Origin of the sequence: Acinetobacter sp. TAC-1 (assembly GCF_029025845.1) — a bacterium.
Taxonomy (GTDB): Bacteria; Pseudomonadota; Gammaproteobacteria; order Pseudomonadales; family Moraxellaceae; genus Acinetobacter; species Acinetobacter guillouiae.
On record NZ_CP118892.1, the window covers coordinates 1371804 to 1391692 of the forward strand.

A 19889-nucleotide genomic window follows, 5' to 3' on the forward strand; every position below is an offset into this window, starting at 1 on the left:
TTATGATCGCCCGTATTATTCGTTTTTCAATTACAAATCGAGTATTTGTCTTATTAGCTGCTGTAGTTCTTGCCGTTTGGGGAACTTGGGCTGTCAAGAATACTCCGGTTGATGCTTTGCCAGATCTGTCTGATGTACAAGTGATTGTGCGAACTAATTTTCCCGGTCAAGCACCACAAATTGTTGAAAATCAGGTGACTTATCCTTTAACAACGACCATGTTATCAGTACCCGGTGTTAAAGCTGTTCGGGGCTATTCTTTTTTTGGTGATTCGTTTGTTTATGTCATTTTTGATGAACATACTGATCTTTATTGGGCACGTTCTCGTGTATTGGAATATCTCAATCAAATACAAGAAAGAATGCCTGCAAATGCAAAATCTTCATTAGGACCAGATGCTACAGGTGTTGGTTGGATCTACGAATATGCTTTGGTTGATCCAACAGGGCAACATGATCTCTCACAACTGCGAAGCATACAAGATTGGTTTTTGAAGTATGAACTGAAGACAGTACCAAATGTGGCTGAGGTCGCCACAATTGGGGGGATGGTTAAACAATATCAAGTTGTTTTAGACCCAACCAAAATGGCAGCATTCGGTATAACTCAGCGAAGCATAATTGAAGCAATTCAAAAGGCAAATCAGGAAACTGGCGGTTCAGTCCTAGAAATGGCTGAAACTGAATATATGGTGAGAGCTTCAGGTTATTTAAAAACATTAGAAGATTTTCGGCAGATTCCGTTACGTACAAACGATTTAGGTGTTCCAATCACTCTTGGAGATGTTGCAACGATTCAACTCGGTCCTGAAATGCGTCGTGGAATTACTGAACTCAATGGACAAGGGGAAACTGTTGGAGGTGTTGTGATTTTACGTGCTGGTAAAAATGCACGTGAAACCATTACTGCTGTAAAAGAAAAACTTGCTGAATTACAACAAAGTCTACCGAAAGGTGTACAAGTTGTTTCTGTGTATGACCGCAGTCAATTGATTGATCGGGCGGTAGAGAATCTCAGCCATAAATTAATTGAAGAGTTTATTGTAGTGGCTTTGGTTTGTGGGCTATTCCTCTGGCATTTACGTTCAGCAATGGTTGCGATTGTTTCTTTGCCTTTGGGAATCTTGTCAGCCTTTTTATTGATGTATTATCAGGGACTAAATGCCAATATCATGTCATTGGGTGGGATTGCAATCGCGATTGGTGCTATGGTTGATGCATCTGTGGTTATGGTCGAAAATGCACATAAGCATATCGAAGCTTGGCAACATGAACATCCTGATCGAGTTTTAGAAATACAAGAGCGTTGGGACATCATTACACGTTCTGCCAGTGAGGTTGGGCCTGCTTTATTTTTCTGTTTACTCATCATTACTTTATCCTTTATTCCCATTTTTACTTTGCAAGCACAAGAAGGACGATTGTTCTCTCCATTGGCATTTACTAAAACTTATGCCATGGCTGCTGCTGCGGGGCTATCTATTACATTGATTCCAGTTTTGATGGGATACTGGATTCGCGGGAAGTTACCATCTGAACAACGGAATCCATTAAACCGTTTTCTCATCAAAATATACCGTCCTATGTTAGATAAAGTCTTAGCTTATCCAAAGACAACGTTATTAGGTGCGTTACTCATTTTTCTTATCAGTCTTTTTCCTTTAACGCAATTAGGTGGAGAGTTCCTGCCTAATATGGATGAAGGTGATTTACTGTATATGCCTTCAGCTTTACCGGGATTGTCCGCAGCAAAAGCTTCTGAATTACTTCAACAGACTGATCGAATGATTAAAACTGTTCCAGAGGTTGCCACTGTATTTGGTAAAGCTGGGCGAGCAGAGTCGGCTACAGATCCTGCACCTTTAGAAATGTTTGAAACCACGATTCAGTTTAAACCACGATCTGAATGGCGTTCAGGTATGACACCAGATAAGTTGATAAAAGAACTGGATAAAGCTGTTCAAGTACCGGGTTTAACAAATATCTGGGTGCCGCCTATTCGTAACAGAATTGATATGTTGGCGACCGGGGTTAAAAGCCCAATCGGGATCAAGATTTCAGCAAATGATTTGCAAGATATTGATCGGGTAGCACAACAAATTGAACAGGTTGCCAAAAAAGTGCCCGGTGTTAGCTCAGCTTTAGCTGAACGACTCACTGGTGGGCGATATGTTGATATCGATATTAATCGAATGGAAGCTGCACGCTATGGTCTCAATATCACCGATGTACAGCAAATTGTGTCATCAGCAATTGGTGGGGAAAATATTGGTGAAACTGTTGAAGGGTTAGCAAGGTATCCTATTAATGTACGTTATCCGCGAGAAATTCGAGATTCACTTGAGGCATTAAGAAATTTACCAATTCTGACTGAATCAGGTCAGCAAATTGTTTTGAGTAGTGTTGCCAACATTCAAATCACAGATGGTCCTCCGATGTTAAAAAGTGAGAATGCTCGTCCAAGTGGTTGGGTCTATGTTGATGTACAAGGACGTGATTTAGCCTCCGTTGTTCGGGATTTGAAACAGTCTATTGACCAACAAGTGAAACGCTCTGCGGGTATGAGTATTAGTTATTCAGGTCAATTTGAATTTATGGAAAGAGCAAATGCTCGCCTAAAGGTAGTAATACCAATCACTTTGATGATCATTTTTCTATTGCTGTATCTGATTTTTAGACAAGTACAAGATGCTGCTCTGATTATGCTGACTCTACCATTCGCTTTAATTGGTGGTATTTGGGCAATGTATTTCAGTGGTTATAATTTCTCAATTGCCATTGCAGTAGGCTTTATTGCACTTGCCGGTGTTGCCGCAGAGTTTGGAGTGGTCATGTTGTTTTATTTAAAGCAGGCGATAGAACATGCTCAACAAAATTTATCATCTTTAACTGAGCAGCAACTCAATGATGCCCTTCGTACAGGGGCAGTACTACGGGTTCGCCCTAAAGCGATGACTGTAGCTGTCATTCTGGCGGGTTTGATTCCTATCCTTTTAGGAACTGGAACGGGCTCTGAATTGATGAGTCGTATTGCTTTACCTATGGTTGGGGGCATGATTTCAGCTCCACTTTTATCAATGTTTGTTATTCCCGCTGCATATCAGCTTTTAATCAAAAGAAAACTATCAAAATCTTGATAGTTTTCTTATTTCGTTCAAAGAGGTTTTATTATGTTTAAATTTATTAAAATTGTCGCTCTTGTTGCCACTGTTACTGCGTTAAGTGCATGTAGTAAAAATGAGGCGTCAGAGCAAAAGAAAGCGGAAGCGCCTATGGAGCAGATGAGTAAAGAATCATCTACAGCAACGACAACTCAAGCAGTTGGAGTGATTACGGCTATTGATACGAAAGAAAATATTTTGACACTCGATCATGAGGCAATTCCTGCGATTAAATGGCCTGCGATGACCATGGGCTTTAAAGTTGCTGATCCTGCATTATTGAATGGGCTTGCAGTAGGGGAAAAAGTTGATTTTGAATTAAAGGCTGAGGGAGAAACATACACAGTCGTAGCTGCTAAGTTAAAAAAATAGGATGATTTAGTAGATAGAATTTTGATAGTAATGAGGTTCTTTTCAAAAGAGCCTTATTCTCTAATAAAAAACAAAACATATGGTATTGCATATATATGGTAATTCGAATATAAAGATATTATAAATTATCAAAAGAGCTCAATTCGATGACAACTTCATCAACTGTGACGATTTATCACAACCCAGCTTGTGGGACATCTCGCAACACTTTGGCTTTGATCCGTAATACAGGGATTGAGCCAACTGTGATTGAATATCTCATTACACCACCTAGTCATGACGAATTAGTTAAATTGATTCAGGATGCAAAATTAACAGTAAGAGAGGCCATTCGCCAGAATGTAGATCCTTATCGGGATTTAGACCTTGATCGTAGTGATTTGAGTGATGAGCAGTTACTTAGTTTTATGCTTGATCATCCAATATTGATTAATCGACCATTTGTTGTTACTGAATTAGGCACTCGCTTAAGCCGTCCTTCTGAAGTTGTCTTAGATATTCTACCATTACCTCAGAAGGGTGCCTTTACGAAAGAGGATGGTGAAAAAGTGATTGATGAAAATGGTCAACGAGTGAATTAAAAATTTTACTTTTTGTATGTGATTATCCGCATATCCAAATAAGTGAATGGGAGTTAAGAATGGACCAAGTTAATTTTTTTAAATGCTTATCAGATGAAACTCGACTAAATATCGTGACTTTAGTCGCTGAGAATAAAGAATTATGTGTTTGTGATTTGACTGAAAAGTTGCAACTGAGTCAGCCAAAGATTTCTAGGCATTTAGCGTTATTGCGTTCTTCTGGTCTCTTACAGGACAGGAGACAAAGCCAATGGGTGTATTACAGCATTAATCCGCAATTACCAATGTGGTGCCATGACGTTCTGAATCTTTTGGTAAGCAGTCAAACCATAGTAAATAAAGATTCCCAAAATATCCAAATAAATAGCTATTGTGAGTAATAGAATATGAAATTTCTTTTTTTGTGTACTGGAAATAGTTGCCGTAGCATCCTCTCAGAAGTCCTTTTTAACAGTCGTGCGCCTGAAGGATGGAAAGCATACAGTGCAGGTAGTAAGCCATCAGGGCAAGTACATCCATTGACTATAGAAACTTTAGAAAATCTTGGTCTCTCAACAGATGGTTTGTGGAGTAAAACCATTGATGACTGCGAACAATATCAACCTGACGTCGTGATTACTGTTTGCGATTCAGCAGCTCAAGAAGCGTGTCCACTTTATTTAGGTGGAGCGATTAAGGCACATTGGGGCTTGGCTGATCCTTCACATTTAGATTTGCCGAAAGAAGAAAAATTAAAAGCATTCCAAGTTACTGTTGATCATATCAACCGCCGCTTAGACGCTTTATTGGCACTAGATACAACTCATATGTCTCGCCCAGATTTGATTGCAGCAATCAATCAAATTTCGCATATTGAATGAGAACATCATGGCTCAACAAAGATTATCTTTTCTAGATCGTAACCTCACTCTATGGATTTTTATCGCCATGGCATTGGGGATTGCGATAGGTGTGTTCTTTCCGCAAGCTTCCGTTACTTTAGACAAAATGAGTGTGGATTCCGTCAATATTCCAATTGCGATTGGTTTGATTCTGATGATGTATCCACCTTTAGCCAAAGTGGACTATGCTACTTTGCCACAAGTGTTTAAAGACAAGAAAACCTTAACTTTGTCTTTGGTGCAGAACTGGGTGATTGCGCCTGTATTAATGTTTGCATTAGCAATTATTTTTTTACATAGCTATCCAGAGTACATGACAGGCTTGATCCTGATCGGTTTGGCTCGCTGTATTGCAATGGTCTTGGTGTGGAATGGTTTAGCCTGTGGTGATAACCAATATGTAGCAGCGTTGGTGGCATTCAATAGTATTTTCCAGATTCTGTTTTTTAGTACCTATGCTTGGCTGTTCCTCACATTCTTGCCACCCTATTTCGGTATTGCAGGGCAAGTGATCAATGTTGATTTCTGGACGATTACCCATGCGGTGTTGGTTTACTTGGGGATTCCATTTCTTCTTGGTTTCTTGACTCGTTTGGTTTTGGTCAAAGCCAAAGGCTTAGATTGGTATCAAAATGTCTTTTTACCCAAGATCAGCCCACTCAGTTTATTGGCACTTCTTTTTACCATCGTGGCAATGTTTAGCCTAAAAGGTGGTGATGTAGTGAGCTTACCATTGGATGTTCTGCGTATCGCAATCCCACTCACGATTTATTTTATTGTGATGTTTTTCATCAGCTTCTTTATGAGTAAATGGATGGGCAATGACTATCCTAAAACCACAGCAATTTCTTTCACGGCTGCTGGTAATAACTTTGAGTTGGCTTTGGCTGTAGCGATTGCAACCTTTGGTTTGGCTTCACCTGTGGCATTTACCACCGTGATTGGTCCTTTAGTTGAAGTACCTGTATTGATCGCTTTAGTGAGTGTGTCTCTATGGCTCAGAAAAAAGTATTTTAAATCGGTGTAATTGTAATGAATCTTCCTAATGTTGATATGGAGCTACTTGAACAGCCAACTTTGGAAAAAGTTCAAGCTAAATCGTTAGATCATGCGCCACGTATTTTGTTGTTATATGGTTCTAACCGTGAGCGTTCGTATAGTCGTTTAGCCGTGATGGAAGCAGGTCGAATCTTGGAACAGTTTGGTGCTGAGGTTAAAATTTTTCATCCGAAAGGGCTACCTTTGCCAGAAGATGCGGATATGGAACACCCAAAAGCAAAAGAACTACATGAGCTTTTGGCATGGTCAGAGGGCATGGTGTGGTGTTCGCCTGAACGTCACGGTTCAATGAGTTCGATCTTTAAGTCACAGATAGATTGGATTCCATTGGCAGGTGGTGCGATTCGTGCCACTCAAGGAAAAACACTGGCACTAATGCAAGTCAGTGGTGGTTCGCAATCTTTCAATAGTGTCAATCAAATGCGTATTTTAGGGCGTTGGATGCGGATGATCACGATTCCGAATCAGTCTTCAATTCCAAAAGCATTTTTAGAGTTTGAAGAAGATGGGCGAATGAAAGCATCATCGTATTACGACCGTATCGTGGATGTGATGGAAGAGCTGTATAAATTCACCTTGCTGACACGGGGGCAAAGTCAGTATTTAACTGATCGTTATTCTGAGCGTAAAGAATCTGCTGAAGAATTATCAAAACGTGTTAATCAGCGAAGTTTGTAGAATGCTGGAGAAAATTAAATGCAAAATCAACATTCTCGTTTAATTATTTTAGGTTCGGGACCTGCGGGTTATAGTGCAGCCGTATATGCAGCTCGTGCCAACCTCAAACCAACATTGATTGCTGGACTACAATTAGGCGGGCAATTAACAACAACGACTGAAGTTGATAATTGGGTTGGCGATGCTGAGGGCTTAACTGGTCCTGTACTCATGGAGCGTATGCAGGCGCATGCAGAACGCTTTGGTACAGAAATGGTCTATGATCACATCAATGAGGTGGATCTCAAAACTCGCCCATTCGTACTCAAAGGTGACATGGGTGAATATACTTGTGATGCACTGATTATTGCAACAGGTGCAACGGCTCAATATCTAGGTCTTGAGTCAGAGGCAGCTTTCATGGGGCAGGGTGTGAGTGCCTGTGCAACCTGTGATGGTTTCTTCTATAAAAACCAAAATGTCATGGTGGTTGGTGGTGGTAACACTGCGGTTGAGGAAGCTTTATATCTGTCAAATATCGCTGCACATGTGACACTGGTACACCGTCGTGACAGTCTGCGTTCTGAAAAGATTTTGCAAGACCATCTTTTTGCCAAAGAAAAAGAGGGCAAAATCAGCATTATTTGGAACCATCAAGTTGATGAGGTTTTAGGTGACAACACAGGTGTAACGGCGGTACGTATTAAATCCACTCAAGATGCAAGTATCCAAGATGTTCAAGTGCAAGGCTTGTTTGTTGCGATTGGACATAAACCCAATACAGGAATGTTTGAAAGTCAATTGAACCTACGTGATGGCTATATCCAAGTCCAAAGTGGAACTACGGGTAATGCAACAGCTACATCTATCGAGGGTGTATTTGCTGCGGGTGATGTGGCAGACAGTATTTATCGTCAAGCGATTACCTCGGCTGGTTCGGGTTGTATGGCAGCATTGGATGCTGAAAAGTATTTAGACAATCAAGAATAATCAATACATTCACTGAAATAAATCAAGCTAACTCCACCTCTCATGGGTGGAGTTAGATTTTCTATATTGTTTTTTTATTTAGCTACTTATAGTGTTACGCCAGCGTTTCTCTATTTCGGATTCGCTTACTTAAAGCGAGTGTGGGATAAGTAAGCAGATCCTTTTTAGTAATTGGTATGCTCATTACAAATTCTTTTGGGAACATCAAATTAGTTGGATGGATGAGCAATTAAAATTCAGATTTATAAGAGATAAAATTCCTTTATCTCTTATTTTTATATTAAGTGTTTTTGTAATTGGGATTGTACTTTTTTGAGCTGTACCACATGGCTTCAGGCTATTTGTGCATGATATATGTTGCCCAATCAGCCATTAAGCCTTTACGTTTTTCTAAATAGCCTCCACGTAAATAAGAAGCTTCAACCTTATCTGGAAGTTTGTGTGCGAGAACATGTTCACACACTTCTCTACGGTAATCTGTTTTGTCTGCCGACCAATCACGGAAAGTAGACCGAAAGCCATGCGTTGTAATGACTCGGTTTTGTTTGGGATCAATATAGCCTAAGCCATTTTCTTTAAGCTTTTGCTCATGCAGTCGTTTGATTAGGGTCGTCAAAGACATATCAGAAAGCATCTCACCACTCCGTGGCGCAGGGAAGATGAAATCTTGAATTAGAGTATGATTTTGAATTGATTCAAGCAAACTTATCGCTTCTTTCGACAAAGGCACATGATGTTCCTTTTCTGCTTTCATACGTTCTTTAGGAATAATCCAGACTTTATTCTTAAAATCAATTTCCTGCCATTTCGCCCCAAAAATCTCACCAGAGCGACAGGCGGTTAAAATTGCAAATTCCAGAGCTTTTGGTGAAATTCCTTTTTTCTGTCTTAAGTGTTGGATAAACTCAGCAACCTGTTCATAGGGCAGGGATGGGTGAGGGCGTGATTCCTGCTTTAAATTACCTAATATAGGTTCAAGATTGCCTTTCCATTCGGCAGGGTTGTCACCCTCAAAATATCCCATTGCTTTGGCATAATCAAAAATGGTTTCTATACGACCACGGATACGTTTGGCTGTTTCGTTTTTCTCAACCCAAATAGGTCTTAAAACTTCAGCAATATCGGCTTTGGTAATGTTACTAATAGTAAGATTGCCCAAAGTTGGGTAAATATAAGTTTCTAGTGTTGATGACCATTGTCCAATATGTTTTTCATTTTTGAGTTCACGGGTTTTATTGGCAATAACAACTTTTGCACATTCCATGAATGTTTTGTTCCGTAGTTGCTGAACATGAAGCTTTGCAAGCTGTTCCTGTTGATGGACAATTGGATCAATACCACTTCGTATTTGTAATTTTAATTCAGTGGCTTTAGCACGAGCTTCAGCTAAAGAAACTTCAGGGTATGGACCAATACCAATATCACGTCGATGAGGTTTTAATTTTCCATCTTTATCCAGATGTTTTCCCACCACCGCACGTAAAATCCAGACACGGGAAGTTCCTTCGACGTTTAAACAAAGACCATCAACACCACCTACGTGATATCGACCAGTCTCTTTAATTTTTGCTACACTAAGCGCAGATAGCTCTTTAGCTTTCTTTGGCATGTTATTGTCTACCCCTCAAATTACCCCTCATAAAATACTGGAAATAGTCGGATTAGACAAGACTGAGTTGGATGGGTGTAATTGTAATTAATTGAAAAATATTAATTTATAATATTGGATTGGACTTCTTAGGATTGGTGTTAGACGGACACCGCTTCCGCCAAATATCTTAAAGGGAATCAAACGAATAGTTTGATTCCCTTTTTATTTGACACAATTTTGGCACTATTTGAAATTATAGCGAAATCTTCTTTATTCTTATCTGAGTTAATTTACTTCCTATAACGCTTTATTAGCATCACCAAACTATGACCCAGCTGTGAAGCCACATAGACTGGATTGAGTCCGTTCATTAAGCACACGGTCGCATAAGTATGACAAGTGTTATAGGCAGGGCGGAATGGGGTATACTTTTTTTGGATTGAATCTACTACTCAATCCAAAAATAAGAAAACTCTAATTTTTTCAAATCATTTAACTTTATACCAGGTTTGGCTTCTACCCAGTGCAGAAATACCGATATAACCTCGACCACTGAGCTTCTTGCCGTCAGGAGATAGAGTTGCATTAAAGCTATAGGTTTTACCTGTCTAAGGATCTAAGATTGATCCATTCGTATATTTGTTTTCACTTGAACTTTTTAAATTTTTGACGATAGTCAGACCAACTAGTGATTTGTTTTGGTAGGCTCCTTCGCACTTACTACATTTATTCGCTTCACTAGGAACCAGAATTTTTTCAATGGTCGCTGATAGAACACCATTTTTATCTTCATTAAATCTTACAAGAGCTCTTGGTTGATTGGTTTGATCATCAATCGTTTTCCATACCGTACCATTGAGCTGGTCTGATGCGTATGAATGAACGGGATGAGCAGCAAGTAAACACAAAAACAAATATTTTTTCATAACAATGGATTCTCTACTTAACAAACAGTATGTTTTTGATAGCCTAAATTGATTTTGCCATCACTACTAAAAATATGAGATTCAATCTGATCACCAATTTTTAGATATTGAGAGCGTTGGGACTGGCTTTTGTTAAACAATTGCCATTTGAGCTTCTCAGGTAAAAGCCCTGTCATTTTTATCAGTGTTGTCGATGGCAATCCAAGTGCACATCCAGATGGTGTACCTGTCATGAGTACATCACCGACTTCAAAATTAGTAATCTGAGAGAATTCAGTCAGTGTCTCAGCGGGTTTAAAGACTAGATTCTCGGTCGAATCCTGTTGACGGACTTCGCCATTTACTTTCAATTTAAGTTGTAGCTTGTTGAGATAATGCATTTCTGCCTTATTCAATAAACAAAGTACAGGACCGAGCGGACAGAATGTACGATAGCTTTTTCCCTTATAAAATTGCATTTGTGGAATTTGTATATCACGCGCTGAAATATCATTGCCAATACATATACCTGCAATATATTCATGTAAGTTATCTGTAGTGACTGTGACACCGCATTGCGTTTTTTTACCCAATACCAGTGTTAATTCAATTTCATAGTCTAGTAAATTAACGTGATTTGGTTTTTCAATCCATCCTGTTGGTCCATGAAGGGATGCCAATGATTTGGTAAAAAACATATTAAATGACTGGGTATCAGGGTTGATTCCCGAATCAAGCATATGCTGGCGGTAATTTGCCCCCTGACATAATATTTGCGATGGATTCGTGATTGGACTCAGTAGCTCTATCTCATTGAGTAAGTATTTTTCTTTACTCTCCGTTGCTAATTTTGCCAGTTCTAGAATGCCACATTGAATAATTTCTTGGGTGCTTTCAAACTCATGCAGCAATGAAGTAATTTGATCTTCCTGAATGAGTCCCCAACGTTTTTTATGTTGAGGATCAATAAAATGAACTATATGTAAAGCCATAACAAATGTCTCAATAAGCCTATTTCGCACGCTTTTTTTCTGCGATTGCGATAATCGGTTGGATCATCCAACGTTTAAATTTATTACCAAAGGATTCTTGTTGGTAAATTGGGCGTGGACTGGCTTCTTCTTTTGCTTTTTTGTATTGAGGGAACAAACTAAGTGCATTTCCTCTTTGAATTTTATAATGATCTGACTCATTAAAAATACTTAACTCGCCAAGGGTCTGTACTTGCATATGAGACACAGGTGCCGGTGCAAATGGAAAATCACTACCAAATAAAATTCTTTCTGAGCCTACAAGTTCCTTTAATGCCGACATGGCGTAAGGAGATGGTGATAAAGCAGTATCAAAATAAAAACGCTTGATGTAGGTCATGATTCCTTGTGGTGCATTTTTATTCATTTCAGTCATTAGGTTACCTAGTGAGACTCGCCATGCAATATAAGGTAGGAAACCCCCTGCATGCGCGAGAATAAACTGGATATCTGGATAGCGCTCCATCGCGCCAGAAGTAATTAAATTAACTGCTGCACGTGTGGTATCAGGTAAAAATTCAAGAATAAATCCAGGCGTGGTTAATCCTAGATTTTCGCTGGTCTCATGCAGATTTGGATGAATAAAAACAATCGCTTTACGTTTGTTGAGTTCAAACATGAGTTCTTCAAAGCGGCTGTCACCAAGAAAAATACCATTGGTACTTCCCAATAAGACAATACCATCCGCTTTCAGGACTTCTAATGCATATATCGCTTCGGCACAAGCTTCTTGGGTCAGTGGCATTGGAAGAACGGCAAAGAATCCAAACCGATTTGGAAAGTTTTGACGCATTTCAGCCGTGTATTCATTGCATTGACGAGCCAAGCGACATGCTTCTTGTACATCTCCAAAATAGACACCGGGAGCGGACAGAGAGACGAGTGCAGTCTCAGTGCCAATCTGATCCATAATGTCAATCGATTGTGTTGGTGTCCATATAGGTAATGGGGCACCAGCGACTTTATCGATGCCTTTATTCAGCATCGCTTCTCTAAAAACTGGAGGAACAATGTGATGATGCACATCAATTCTTCCTTGCTGAAATATTGTGTTTGTCATATCTGTTCCTCAGCAGAGTTGTAATTTTTTAGTCGCTAGTATTTCTAGACAACAAAATATCAATATGCTTATATTAGATCAATAGTGATTAAAATTGAACAATTGTGTTTAATATTTTTGTATTATTTTAATTGGAATACGTTTAGTTTTTTTGAAAAGATAATTTTAACGAGCGGGGGAAAACGTTTATGAAATCAGTAGGGATGATTTTTATCCAGATTTTTCTATTCAATATTTTTATATCAAATACATGGGCTCAAGATATTACGGGGATGTGGAAGGCAATAGATGATAAAAATGGTTATGTAAGAGCCAAGATCAACATTTACAAAAGCTATGAAGGTCAATACGAAGGTAGAATTGAGGAAATATACCCTCTGCCTGGTCACAGTTCGGCTTTAATGGATAAATGTTTTAAATGTAAGGGTGAGTTAAAAGATATACCATTGAAAGAAATGAGGATTCTTTATGGGTTTAAGAAAAATATGAATCGACCTAATGAGTATAATGATGGTCATGTGATTGATCCGATGAATGGTAATATTTATAAAGGAAAAATTAAAATGAATGGGAATGGTACAAGAATAATTTTACGAGGATATATTGGTACTTCAGCCTTAGGTCGAAGTCAGGTTTGGATAAAAATAGACTAAGTGTTAATAACCCAAGTCCACCTTATTTTATAATGTGAACTTGGGCTATATCATTAAAATTTATAATTTAACTGAAGTGAAAAAATATCTGCGTCAGTGTCAAAAGAACCATTGAGTGTCTGCATCGTTGGTTTACCTGCAACAACAGTTGGACTTTCAATTGTTGCCTCATTTGCAAAAATATGTGAATACCCAACATCTATACCGAGGTTTTGTGTCATTTGAAAACCTGCCCCCAATGAAAGCCAGATTCTATCGGCATCTGGAAATCGGACTGTTCGATCAGAGGATGACTCAACAATGGATTGATCATAAGCCATACCGAATCGAAGTTGTGTTATCGGTGTAATTTGATAGAGTGCGCCGATACTTGATCTTAAACCATCTTTAAAGTTAAGTTGTTCCTCGTATACAACGGCATTATTGTTAGGATTTACTGCACTAAAAGCAGGAAGAACAGACCAATCATACCAAGTAAGTTCTGCAAGCGCTGTCCATTGAGGCGTAAAACGATAGGCGCCTGCCAAACTCGCACTTTGTGGCATTTTAACCTCGACCGTAGCTGGATTAACCAATTTTGCAGCAGGTGTTGTGACGGTTAGAGAACCATCCAGTTTTAAACTTGTTTCAGAACGATAAGTTAAACCCAGATCTAACTTATCTGTTGGTCGTAAGAATATCCCTATATTGCCAGCCCACCCATCTCCGTCTCCTTTTAATTCACCCTGAGCATCCCCCAAGTAAAGAGGTGGATTAGTATTGATCAGTGGTGCCGCTTTTCTGGTAAGCGTGGCATCAAAATCAAGATAATTTAATCCTAATCCAACCATGAGTTGCGGATTGATTTCAAATGCCAATGAAGCATTTACGTTCACACCTGTGACTTCAGTTTTAAGCCCTTGATATCGCCCAACAAAATCTTTATCCCACTCACCTTTATTGCCATAAAGTGGAGATACACTCATCCCTACAGCAAATGGTTGTTCACTGCGATATACATATTGGGCACTTGGCACGATAAATTTTCGTTCAATGTTAGCTTCCTCACTCCCTGTTGGAACGATGGGGGAAATTGATGAGTTTTTTTCCCCTTTGAAATTGGTTTGTGCATCAACATAGGATGCTGAACCTGACAAATAATGGCCTGAACTTAAACCCATCATTGCTGCAGGATTATAGGCGACCACACTTGCATTCTGTGCAAGTGCTGATGACCCCGCAAAAGCATAACCTACACCAGATGCAGTCTGAGTATCGACAAAAACACCAGATGCATAAGTTAAAGAGGCTGGGCTTAAAAGAGCAATAAATATTAGTTTTGATTTGAGTGGTCCGATCACAACATCATCCTTAAGTTTTACATGAGTATTTAATATTAAACAAAAGTGTTCAATAATCAATTACTATGTAAAAATTATATTTTTTAATGTTGTTTATGAAGAAATTTTTATAAAAATTATATCTATCTGAAATGTATAAGTTTAAAAAAAGTGAACAAATATTGATTAATTTGAACAGTTGTGTTCAAATTAAGTATATAGAGTATTTGAGAAAGAAAAAATGACGAACACTCATACGTTGACATCCCAAGTGGTGAAATTTGGTCAGAGACAGATTTTCCTAAGTGAACAAGGTGACGGTTTTCCCGTGCTTATGTTGCATGGCGGTGGTCCAGGTGCTTCTGGATTATCGAATTATTCTAAAAATATAGACGCTTTAGCGACTAAACATCGTGTCCTTATCCCAGATATGCAGGGTTATGGGCAATCTTCAAAAGGTGTAAATCGAGATGATCCATTTGGAGATTTAGCTGAAATAATGTTGGGTTTGTTGGATGCATTGAAAATTAAGCAAGTTCACATCATTGGCAATTCACTTGGTGGTGCATGCGGCTTACGCATGGCGCTAGAACAACCAGAACGAGTAGCAAGCTTGATTCTTATGGGACCTGGTGGAATTAATACGACCAAAGGTCTACCGACGAAAGGTCTGAACTGCCTATTAAATTATTACGGCGGTAAAGGACCAAGTATGGATAAGCTCAGAACCTTTATCCGTGAATATCTGGTTTTTGATGGCAGTCAAGTTCCAGAAAGTGTCATACGAGAACGTTTTCAAGCCAGTATTGATCCAGATGTGATCGCGTCACCGCCATTAAGACGACCTACAGGGTTGAAAAGTGCTATTCGCATGGACTTTAGTCGTGATTCACGACTTAAAAAATGTAAAGTTCCAACTTTAGTGGTTTGGGGGGCGAATGATTTAGTGAACCGTCCAAGTGGAGCATTAACCTTACAGAAAATCATGCCAAATTGCGATGTGTATTTATTTGCGAACACGGGTCATTGGGTGCAGTGGGAAAGAGCTGATGAATTTAATCAACTCAGTCTAGATTTCTTTGCTAGACAAGCTATCAATTGAAAAGGTGAGTATATGAATAGCACCACAATAGATCAGGATATTTTTGGTTCAGTCCGTATGGGTTATGTCGTGATTGAATCAAACAAATTAAAACAGTGGAATATGTTTCTGCAACAAGGTTTAGGGCTGCACTTTAACGATGAAGAACAGTCAATGAATGAACTTAGCTTTCGTATGGACCATCATGCCAAACGCTTGATTGTACAAAAAGGCAGTGCAGAAGATTTTATTGCACTGGGCTGGCAGGTGATAGACCAAAAATCACTAGACATTATTCTCAATCGATTGGTTGAACGTGATATTGCCGTTGAAAAAAGTACGCTGGCAGAGGCTGAGCAAAGAGGGGTAAAACAATTCTGGCGCATCTTAGGACCTAAAAAACAGAATATCGAGCTGTTTGTTGAAGCCAACTTGAGTGATGAACCCTTAAATATGTTGACCTCAAGCTTTGTGACGGGTGATGCCGGAATGGGGCATGTAGCGATTACCTCGCGGAAGCCTTTAAAGATGCAACGGTTTTGGCAAGAAATCTTTGATGCAAGATTGAGTGACCAGATTGAGCAAGTCATTAGTGGTGTAACACTGGATGTAACTTTCTTACGTCTAAATGAACGTCATCATTCAGTTGCGATTGCGACAACCAGAGAAGTCGCGCTAGATCCGATTCGGACTAAAGTGCAACACATGAATCTGCAAGGCACTTCTTTAGATGACTTATCCAATGCCTTTCAACGATGTAAGCAGCTTGGTTATGAAATGGCGCATGAGATTGGGCAGCATCCAAATGACAAGGAATTGTCATTTTATGTGATTAGTCCATCAGGTTTTGAAATTGAGTTTGGATGGGCTCCATTGGTGGTAGATGAAAGCACATGGAAACCGACCAAGTATTTTGCAATCAGTTCTTGGGGGCACAAGCCCGAGAATTTAAGCAAGCTGTATATGCTTTCCACCAATTTAAATAATTTGAAACAGGGAATCTCAACTGTGATTCATCCTGAATATTCACCCATCTAGTTTTAGAGGTTCTAAACATGACAGGTCAGAAAATTAAAAAACCAGTATCACAAAATGTTGATGTGGTGATTGCAGGTCTAGGACCAACTGGATTGGTGTTGGCCCATATTTTAGGCAAACGTGGACACCAAGTATTGGTGTTGGAACGTGAACCTGTATTTTATGGCAATGCCCGTGCGGTGTATACCGATGATGAATGTATGCGTATTTTCCAGTCGATTGATATGGCAGAAGAACTGCAAAAAGATATGCTCTTGGATACGCCTGTACAACTGGTTCGTCCAGATGGAACCGTGATTGCACAATACAAGCCGCTTAAACGTCCATTCGGTTGGTCGGTGGTGAATTTCTATTATCAGCCGTATTTAGAAACTTCTTTAACCAATGCTTTAGCCAAATATCCAAATGTTCAAATTTTGCGTGGACGAGAGCTGATTAATTTTAGTCAAGATGCAGACAGTGTGACTGTGATTCATCAGGCAACACAAGTCTATCGTTTTAGTGATGAGACTGATGTTAAAACAGAAGTACAGGGGGATAATGACGTCCAACAAGTTACCGCACGTTATTTGGTCGGCGCTGATGGTGGTCGTAGTACGGTTCGTGCCAAGCTTAGTATTGAAATGTCAGGGAAAAACTTCCCAGAGCCATGGCTGGTTGTGGATCTAAAACAGAAAGATCGAAATAAGGGCTTACGTCATCTACCGTATTTTAATTTTGTAGTTGATCCAGATCTACCAGTAGTGAGCTGTGTACAGCCAGATGGATTCCATCGCTTTGAGTTTATGCTGAAAAAAGGTCAAACCAAAGAATATATGGAACAACCTGAAACAGTACGTATGTTGTTATCCAAATTCGTAAATCCTGATGACTTTGAAGTAAAACGTAAACTGGTCTATACCTTCAATGCCTTGGTTGCAAATCAATGGCGAGATAAACGTGTGTTTCTGGCAGGTGATGCTGCCCACATGACTCCACAATTTATGGGGCAAGGTGCAAGTTCAGGTATCCGTGATGCAGCCAATTTAGGTTGGAAACTCAGTGCGGTACTCAATGGTCAAGCGGGTGGAAAACTATTATATAGCTATGAAAGTGAGCGTCATGATCATGCTAAAGCAATGATACAAGGTTCAGTATTACTCAAAGACCTTGTTTCAATGACCAACCCATTGATTGGAAAAATCCGTGATGGCGTGATTAAAGGAGTGCTTGCTACTCCTAAACTCAAAGAGTGGGGGCAGGAAGGTGGCTTTAAACCAAAACCTGTCTATACCAAAGGTCAGTATTTTGGTTTACCGCGTCAGCATCGTTCGAGCCCAGAAGGTAGTCTTTCACCACAGCCTATAGTTAGAGGCTTTGATGGCAAACAAACTTTACTGGATTCCTTGCTAGGTAATGGCTATGCCTTAATTGGATTAAGTGTAGACCCAACAGAAGGCATGTCTGAAACATTTAAGCAGTTTCTAAAACAGTTGGGGTGTCAGTTTATTACGCTTTATCCCTATGCTGAACGCCCACAAGCACATACTGCACGGAACCTGAACCCTGATGTATTGGAAGTAGAAGATATCGAGGGCAATATGGTGAACTGGTTAATAAAGAGTGGGCAAGATAAACCTGTTGCTTTATTGCGACCTGATCGATTTACCTTTGCTGTTTCTAGACAAGTGGAAATCAATGCAGTTATTCAACAGTTACAACAGCAATTGGGACTTGGTCAGAGAACCACGCATTACAATGAGGTGAGCGCATGAGTATACATTTACATGCAGCAGCAGAAGCCCTCAGACAGGCGCGTGAATCTGGTGAAACAATTGCCCCAATTACTCAGCGTTATCAAGTCTCTGGGTTGGATGACGCTTATACAGTGGCACAAATCAATACAGAATATAAGCTGAGCCAAGGTTCGAGAATTATCGGGAAGAAAGTAGGTTTAACCTCCAAAGCGGTTCAACAACAGCTAGGTGTAGATCAACCTGATTTTGGAATTTTATTTGATGATATGGAATATCTAGATGGTGACAGTATTCCAGTCAGTCAATTGTTGCAACCTAAAATTGAGGCTGAAATTGCTTTTATTGTTGGGCATGATCTCGTTGGACCAATACCATCGTGGGGTGAGTTCATATCTGCATTGGCTTATGCCTTACCCGCTTTAGAGATCGTCGATAGCGCGATTCATGACTGGAAAATCACACTGGAAGATACGGTAGCCGATAACGCATCTTGTGGTTTGTTCGTTCTAGGAAATCAGCCAATCGAAATAGGCAGCTTAAATCTAGCAAAAGTAAAAATGGAACTTGAACACAATAAAGTTCTGGCATCAAAAGGTAATGGAACCGCTTGTTTAGGTCATCCATTGAAAGCCGCTTGGTGGTTGGCTCGTACCATGTGTGAAAAAGGGATTGGTTTAAAAGCTGGTGAGGTCATTTTATCTGGTGCGCTGGGACCAATGGTCAATGTCAAAGCTGGTGATCGGGTGACTGCCTATATTGGTCGTTTAGGTTCTGTCAGTTGCCAGTTGGTATAGGTGGAGAACATGAATAATCAATCAAAAAATAAAATCAAGGCTGCAATTATTGGTAGTGGTAATATCGGCAGTGATCTCATGATCAAGATGTTACGTTATGCTGAGCATCTTGAAATCGCTGTCATGGTTGGTATTGATCCAGAATCGGATGGCTTGGCTCGTGCCCAAAGAATGGGGGTTGCAACCACGTCTGAAGGTGTTCAAGGGCTTATTCACCTACCTGAATTTAAGCAGATCGATATTGTTTTTGATGCCACCTCTGCCAATGCACATATTAAAAACGATGCAATATTAAGACAACATAAGCCAAATATCCGTATGGTGGATTTAACTCCTGCGGCAATAGGTCCATATTGTGTGCCTGTGGTGAATCTTGAGCAACATATCGATCAGTTCAATGTAAATATGGTGACTTGTGGTGGACAAGCAACGATTCCGATTGTTGCAGCGGTCTCAAAAGTTGCCAAAGTCCATTATGCTGAAATTGTGGCCTCTATTTCCAGTAAGTCAGCTGGTCCTGGAACACGGGCAAATATTGATGAGTTTACTGAAACAACATCGAAAGCTTTGGAAACGGTCGGTGGTGCAGTAAAAGGCAAAGCTATTATTGTCCTCAATCCTGCTGAACCTCCTTTATTGATGCGTGATACGGTGTATGTGTTGTCTGAAGCTGCGGATCAGGCTGCGGTTGAAGCCTCGATTGAGCAGATGGTGGCTGAGGTTCAAAAATATGTTGCTGGCTATCGCTTAAAACAAAAAGTCCAGTTCGAGGTGATTCCTGAATCTGTCCCACTTAATATTGCAGGATTAGGGAAATTTTCTGGGCTAAAAACCAGTGTGTTTTTAGAAGTTGAGGGTGCAGCGCATTACCTACCTGCCTATGCGGGCAATCTAGATATTATGACTTCGGCAGCGTTGGCAACAGGTGAGAAAATGGCTGCATCACTCCAATCACAACGTGCATTGGTTGAGGGTTGAAC

General features: G+C 39.8%; 19 protein-coding genes and 2 pseudogenes. 15 read left to right on the top strand and 6 right to left on the bottom strand.

Annotated features, from left to right (window positions below; translation table 11 throughout):
- Positions 1 to 2 precede the first annotated feature (2 nt).
- From PYV58_RS06335 to PYV58_RS22850, 9 genes are all read left to right on the top strand, one after another.
- Entirely contained in the window at positions 3 to 3137 is a 3135-nt protein-coding gene (locus PYV58_RS06335; RefSeq protein WP_004699728.1) for an efflux RND transporter permease subunit, read from the top strand.
- 33 nt (positions 3138 to 3170) lie between these two features.
- Positions 3171 to 3533, top strand: a complete 363-nt coding sequence (locus PYV58_RS06340; protein ID WP_034611368.1) for a copper-binding protein — start codon at positions 3171 to 3173, stop codon at positions 3531 to 3533.
- Positions 3534 to 3679: 146 nt separating this feature from the next.
- Positions 3680 to 4114 carry an arsenate reductase (glutaredoxin) gene (arsC, locus tag PYV58_RS06345; protein ID WP_004699732.1) on the top strand — a complete coding sequence of 145 codons (435 nt, stop codon included), beginning with the start codon at positions 3680 to 3682 and terminating at the stop codon, positions 4112 to 4114.
- A gap of 59 nt (positions 4115 to 4173) precedes the next feature.
- Positions 4174 to 4494, top strand: coding sequence for a metalloregulator ArsR/SmtB family transcription factor (locus PYV58_RS06350; protein WP_004699734.1), 321 nt, complete (start codon positions 4174 to 4176; stop codon positions 4492 to 4494).
- A gap of 6 nt (positions 4495 to 4500) precedes the next feature.
- Positions 4501 to 4974 carry an arsenate reductase ArsC gene (locus PYV58_RS06355; protein WP_004699737.1) on the top strand — a complete coding sequence of 158 codons (474 nt, stop codon included), beginning with the start codon at positions 4501 to 4503 and terminating at the stop codon, positions 4972 to 4974.
- Between the two features lie 7 nt (positions 4975 to 4981).
- On the top strand, positions 4982 to 6022 hold the full coding sequence (gene arsB / locus PYV58_RS06360) for an ACR3 family arsenite efflux transporter (protein ID WP_004699740.1): 1041 nt from the start codon (positions 4982 to 4984) through the stop codon (positions 6020 to 6022).
- A gap of 5 nt (positions 6023 to 6027) precedes the next feature.
- Positions 6028 to 6732 carry an arsenical resistance protein ArsH gene (gene arsH, locus PYV58_RS06365; protein WP_004699742.1) on the top strand — a complete coding sequence of 235 codons (705 nt, stop codon included), beginning with the start codon at positions 6028 to 6030 and terminating at the stop codon, positions 6730 to 6732.
- An 18-nt stretch (positions 6733 to 6750) separates the two neighbouring features.
- On the top strand, positions 6751 to 7701 hold the full coding sequence (gene trxB / locus PYV58_RS06370; protein ID WP_004699744.1) for a thioredoxin-disulfide reductase: 951 nt from the start codon (positions 6751 to 6753) through the stop codon (positions 7699 to 7701).
- Between the two features lie 157 nt (positions 7702 to 7858).
- Positions 7859 to 8017 (top strand): hypothetical protein, encoded by a 159-nt coding sequence (locus PYV58_RS22850; protein WP_324097330.1) that lies wholly within the window; start codon positions 7859 to 7861, stop codon positions 8015 to 8017.
- A 21-nt stretch (positions 8018 to 8038) separates the two neighbouring features.
- On the opposite strand, the gene PYV58_RS06375 is transcribed toward PYV58_RS22850, so the two are convergent.
- The 5 genes and pseudogenes from PYV58_RS06375 to PYV58_RS06390 form a co-directional block, all read right to left on the bottom strand.
- The gene (locus PYV58_RS06375) at positions 8039 to 9310 is read right to left on the bottom strand and encodes a tyrosine-type recombinase/integrase (RefSeq protein WP_004699746.1); all 1272 of its coding nucleotides are present in this window, start codon (positions 9308 to 9310) and stop codon (positions 8039 to 8041) included.
- 179 nt (positions 9311 to 9489) lie between these two features.
- Positions 9490 to 9711: pseudogene (locus PYV58_RS22855) on the bottom strand (site-specific integrase); the annotation flags it as partial.
- A gap of 69 nt (positions 9712 to 9780) precedes the next feature.
- Positions 9781 to 10218, bottom strand: a pseudogene (locus PYV58_RS06380) (DUF2147 domain-containing protein).
- A gap of 17 nt (positions 10219 to 10235) precedes the next feature.
- On the bottom strand, positions 10236 to 11189 hold the full coding sequence (locus PYV58_RS06385) for a fumarylacetoacetate hydrolase family protein (protein WP_034611376.1): 954 nt from the start codon (positions 11187 to 11189) through the stop codon (positions 10236 to 10238).
- Positions 11190 to 11208: 19 nt separating this feature from the next.
- Complete coding sequence (locus PYV58_RS06390; protein ID WP_034611379.1) at positions 11209 to 12288, bottom strand: amidohydrolase family protein; 1080 nt, start codon at positions 12286 to 12288, stop codon at positions 11209 to 11211.
- A 188-nt stretch (positions 12289 to 12476) separates the two neighbouring features.
- On the opposite strand from PYV58_RS06390, the gene PYV58_RS06395 reads away from it, so the two are divergent.
- Positions 12477 to 12941, top strand: a complete 465-nt coding sequence (locus PYV58_RS06395; RefSeq protein WP_034611382.1) for a DUF2147 domain-containing protein — start codon at positions 12477 to 12479, stop codon at positions 12939 to 12941.
- Between the two features lie 53 nt (positions 12942 to 12994).
- Here PYV58_RS06395 and PYV58_RS06400 read toward each other — a convergent pair whose 3' ends face one another.
- Complete coding sequence (locus tag PYV58_RS06400; RefSeq protein ID WP_034611385.1) at positions 12995 to 14281, bottom strand: OmpP1/FadL family transporter; 1287 nt, start codon at positions 14279 to 14281, stop codon at positions 12995 to 12997.
- A 220-nt stretch (positions 14282 to 14501) separates the two neighbouring features.
- Between PYV58_RS06400 and PYV58_RS06405 the strand changes: the two genes are divergently transcribed.
- Genes PYV58_RS06405 through PYV58_RS06425 form a run of 5 tightly spaced genes read left to right on the top strand, consistent with a single transcriptional unit; the run spans position 14502 to position 19887 of the window.
- Positions 14502 to 15362 (top strand): alpha/beta fold hydrolase, encoded by an 861-nt coding sequence (locus PYV58_RS06405; RefSeq protein WP_034611387.1) that lies wholly within the window; start codon positions 14502 to 14504, stop codon positions 15360 to 15362.
- A 12-nt stretch (positions 15363 to 15374) separates the two neighbouring features.
- Complete coding sequence (locus PYV58_RS06410) at positions 15375 to 16379, top strand: VOC family protein (RefSeq protein WP_034611390.1); 1005 nt, start codon at positions 15375 to 15377, stop codon at positions 16377 to 16379.
- Positions 16380 to 16396: 17 nt separating this feature from the next.
- A complete protein-coding gene (locus PYV58_RS06415) occupies positions 16397 to 18133 on the top strand; it encodes a bifunctional 3-(3-hydroxy-phenyl)propionate/3-hydroxycinnamic acid hydroxylase (protein WP_051670980.1) in 1737 nt (578 codons plus the stop codon).
- A complete protein-coding gene (locus PYV58_RS06420) occupies positions 18130 to 18909 on the top strand; it encodes a fumarylacetoacetate hydrolase family protein (RefSeq protein WP_034611393.1) in 780 nt (259 codons plus the stop codon). The genes PYV58_RS06415 and PYV58_RS06420 overlap by 4 nt, the downstream gene beginning before the upstream one ends.
- Before the next feature lie 9 nt (positions 18910 to 18918).
- Positions 18919 to 19887, top strand: coding sequence for an acetaldehyde dehydrogenase (acetylating) (locus PYV58_RS06425; RefSeq protein ID WP_034611394.1), 969 nt, complete (start codon positions 18919 to 18921; stop codon positions 19885 to 19887).
- Positions 19888 to 19889: the final 2 nt, after the last annotated feature.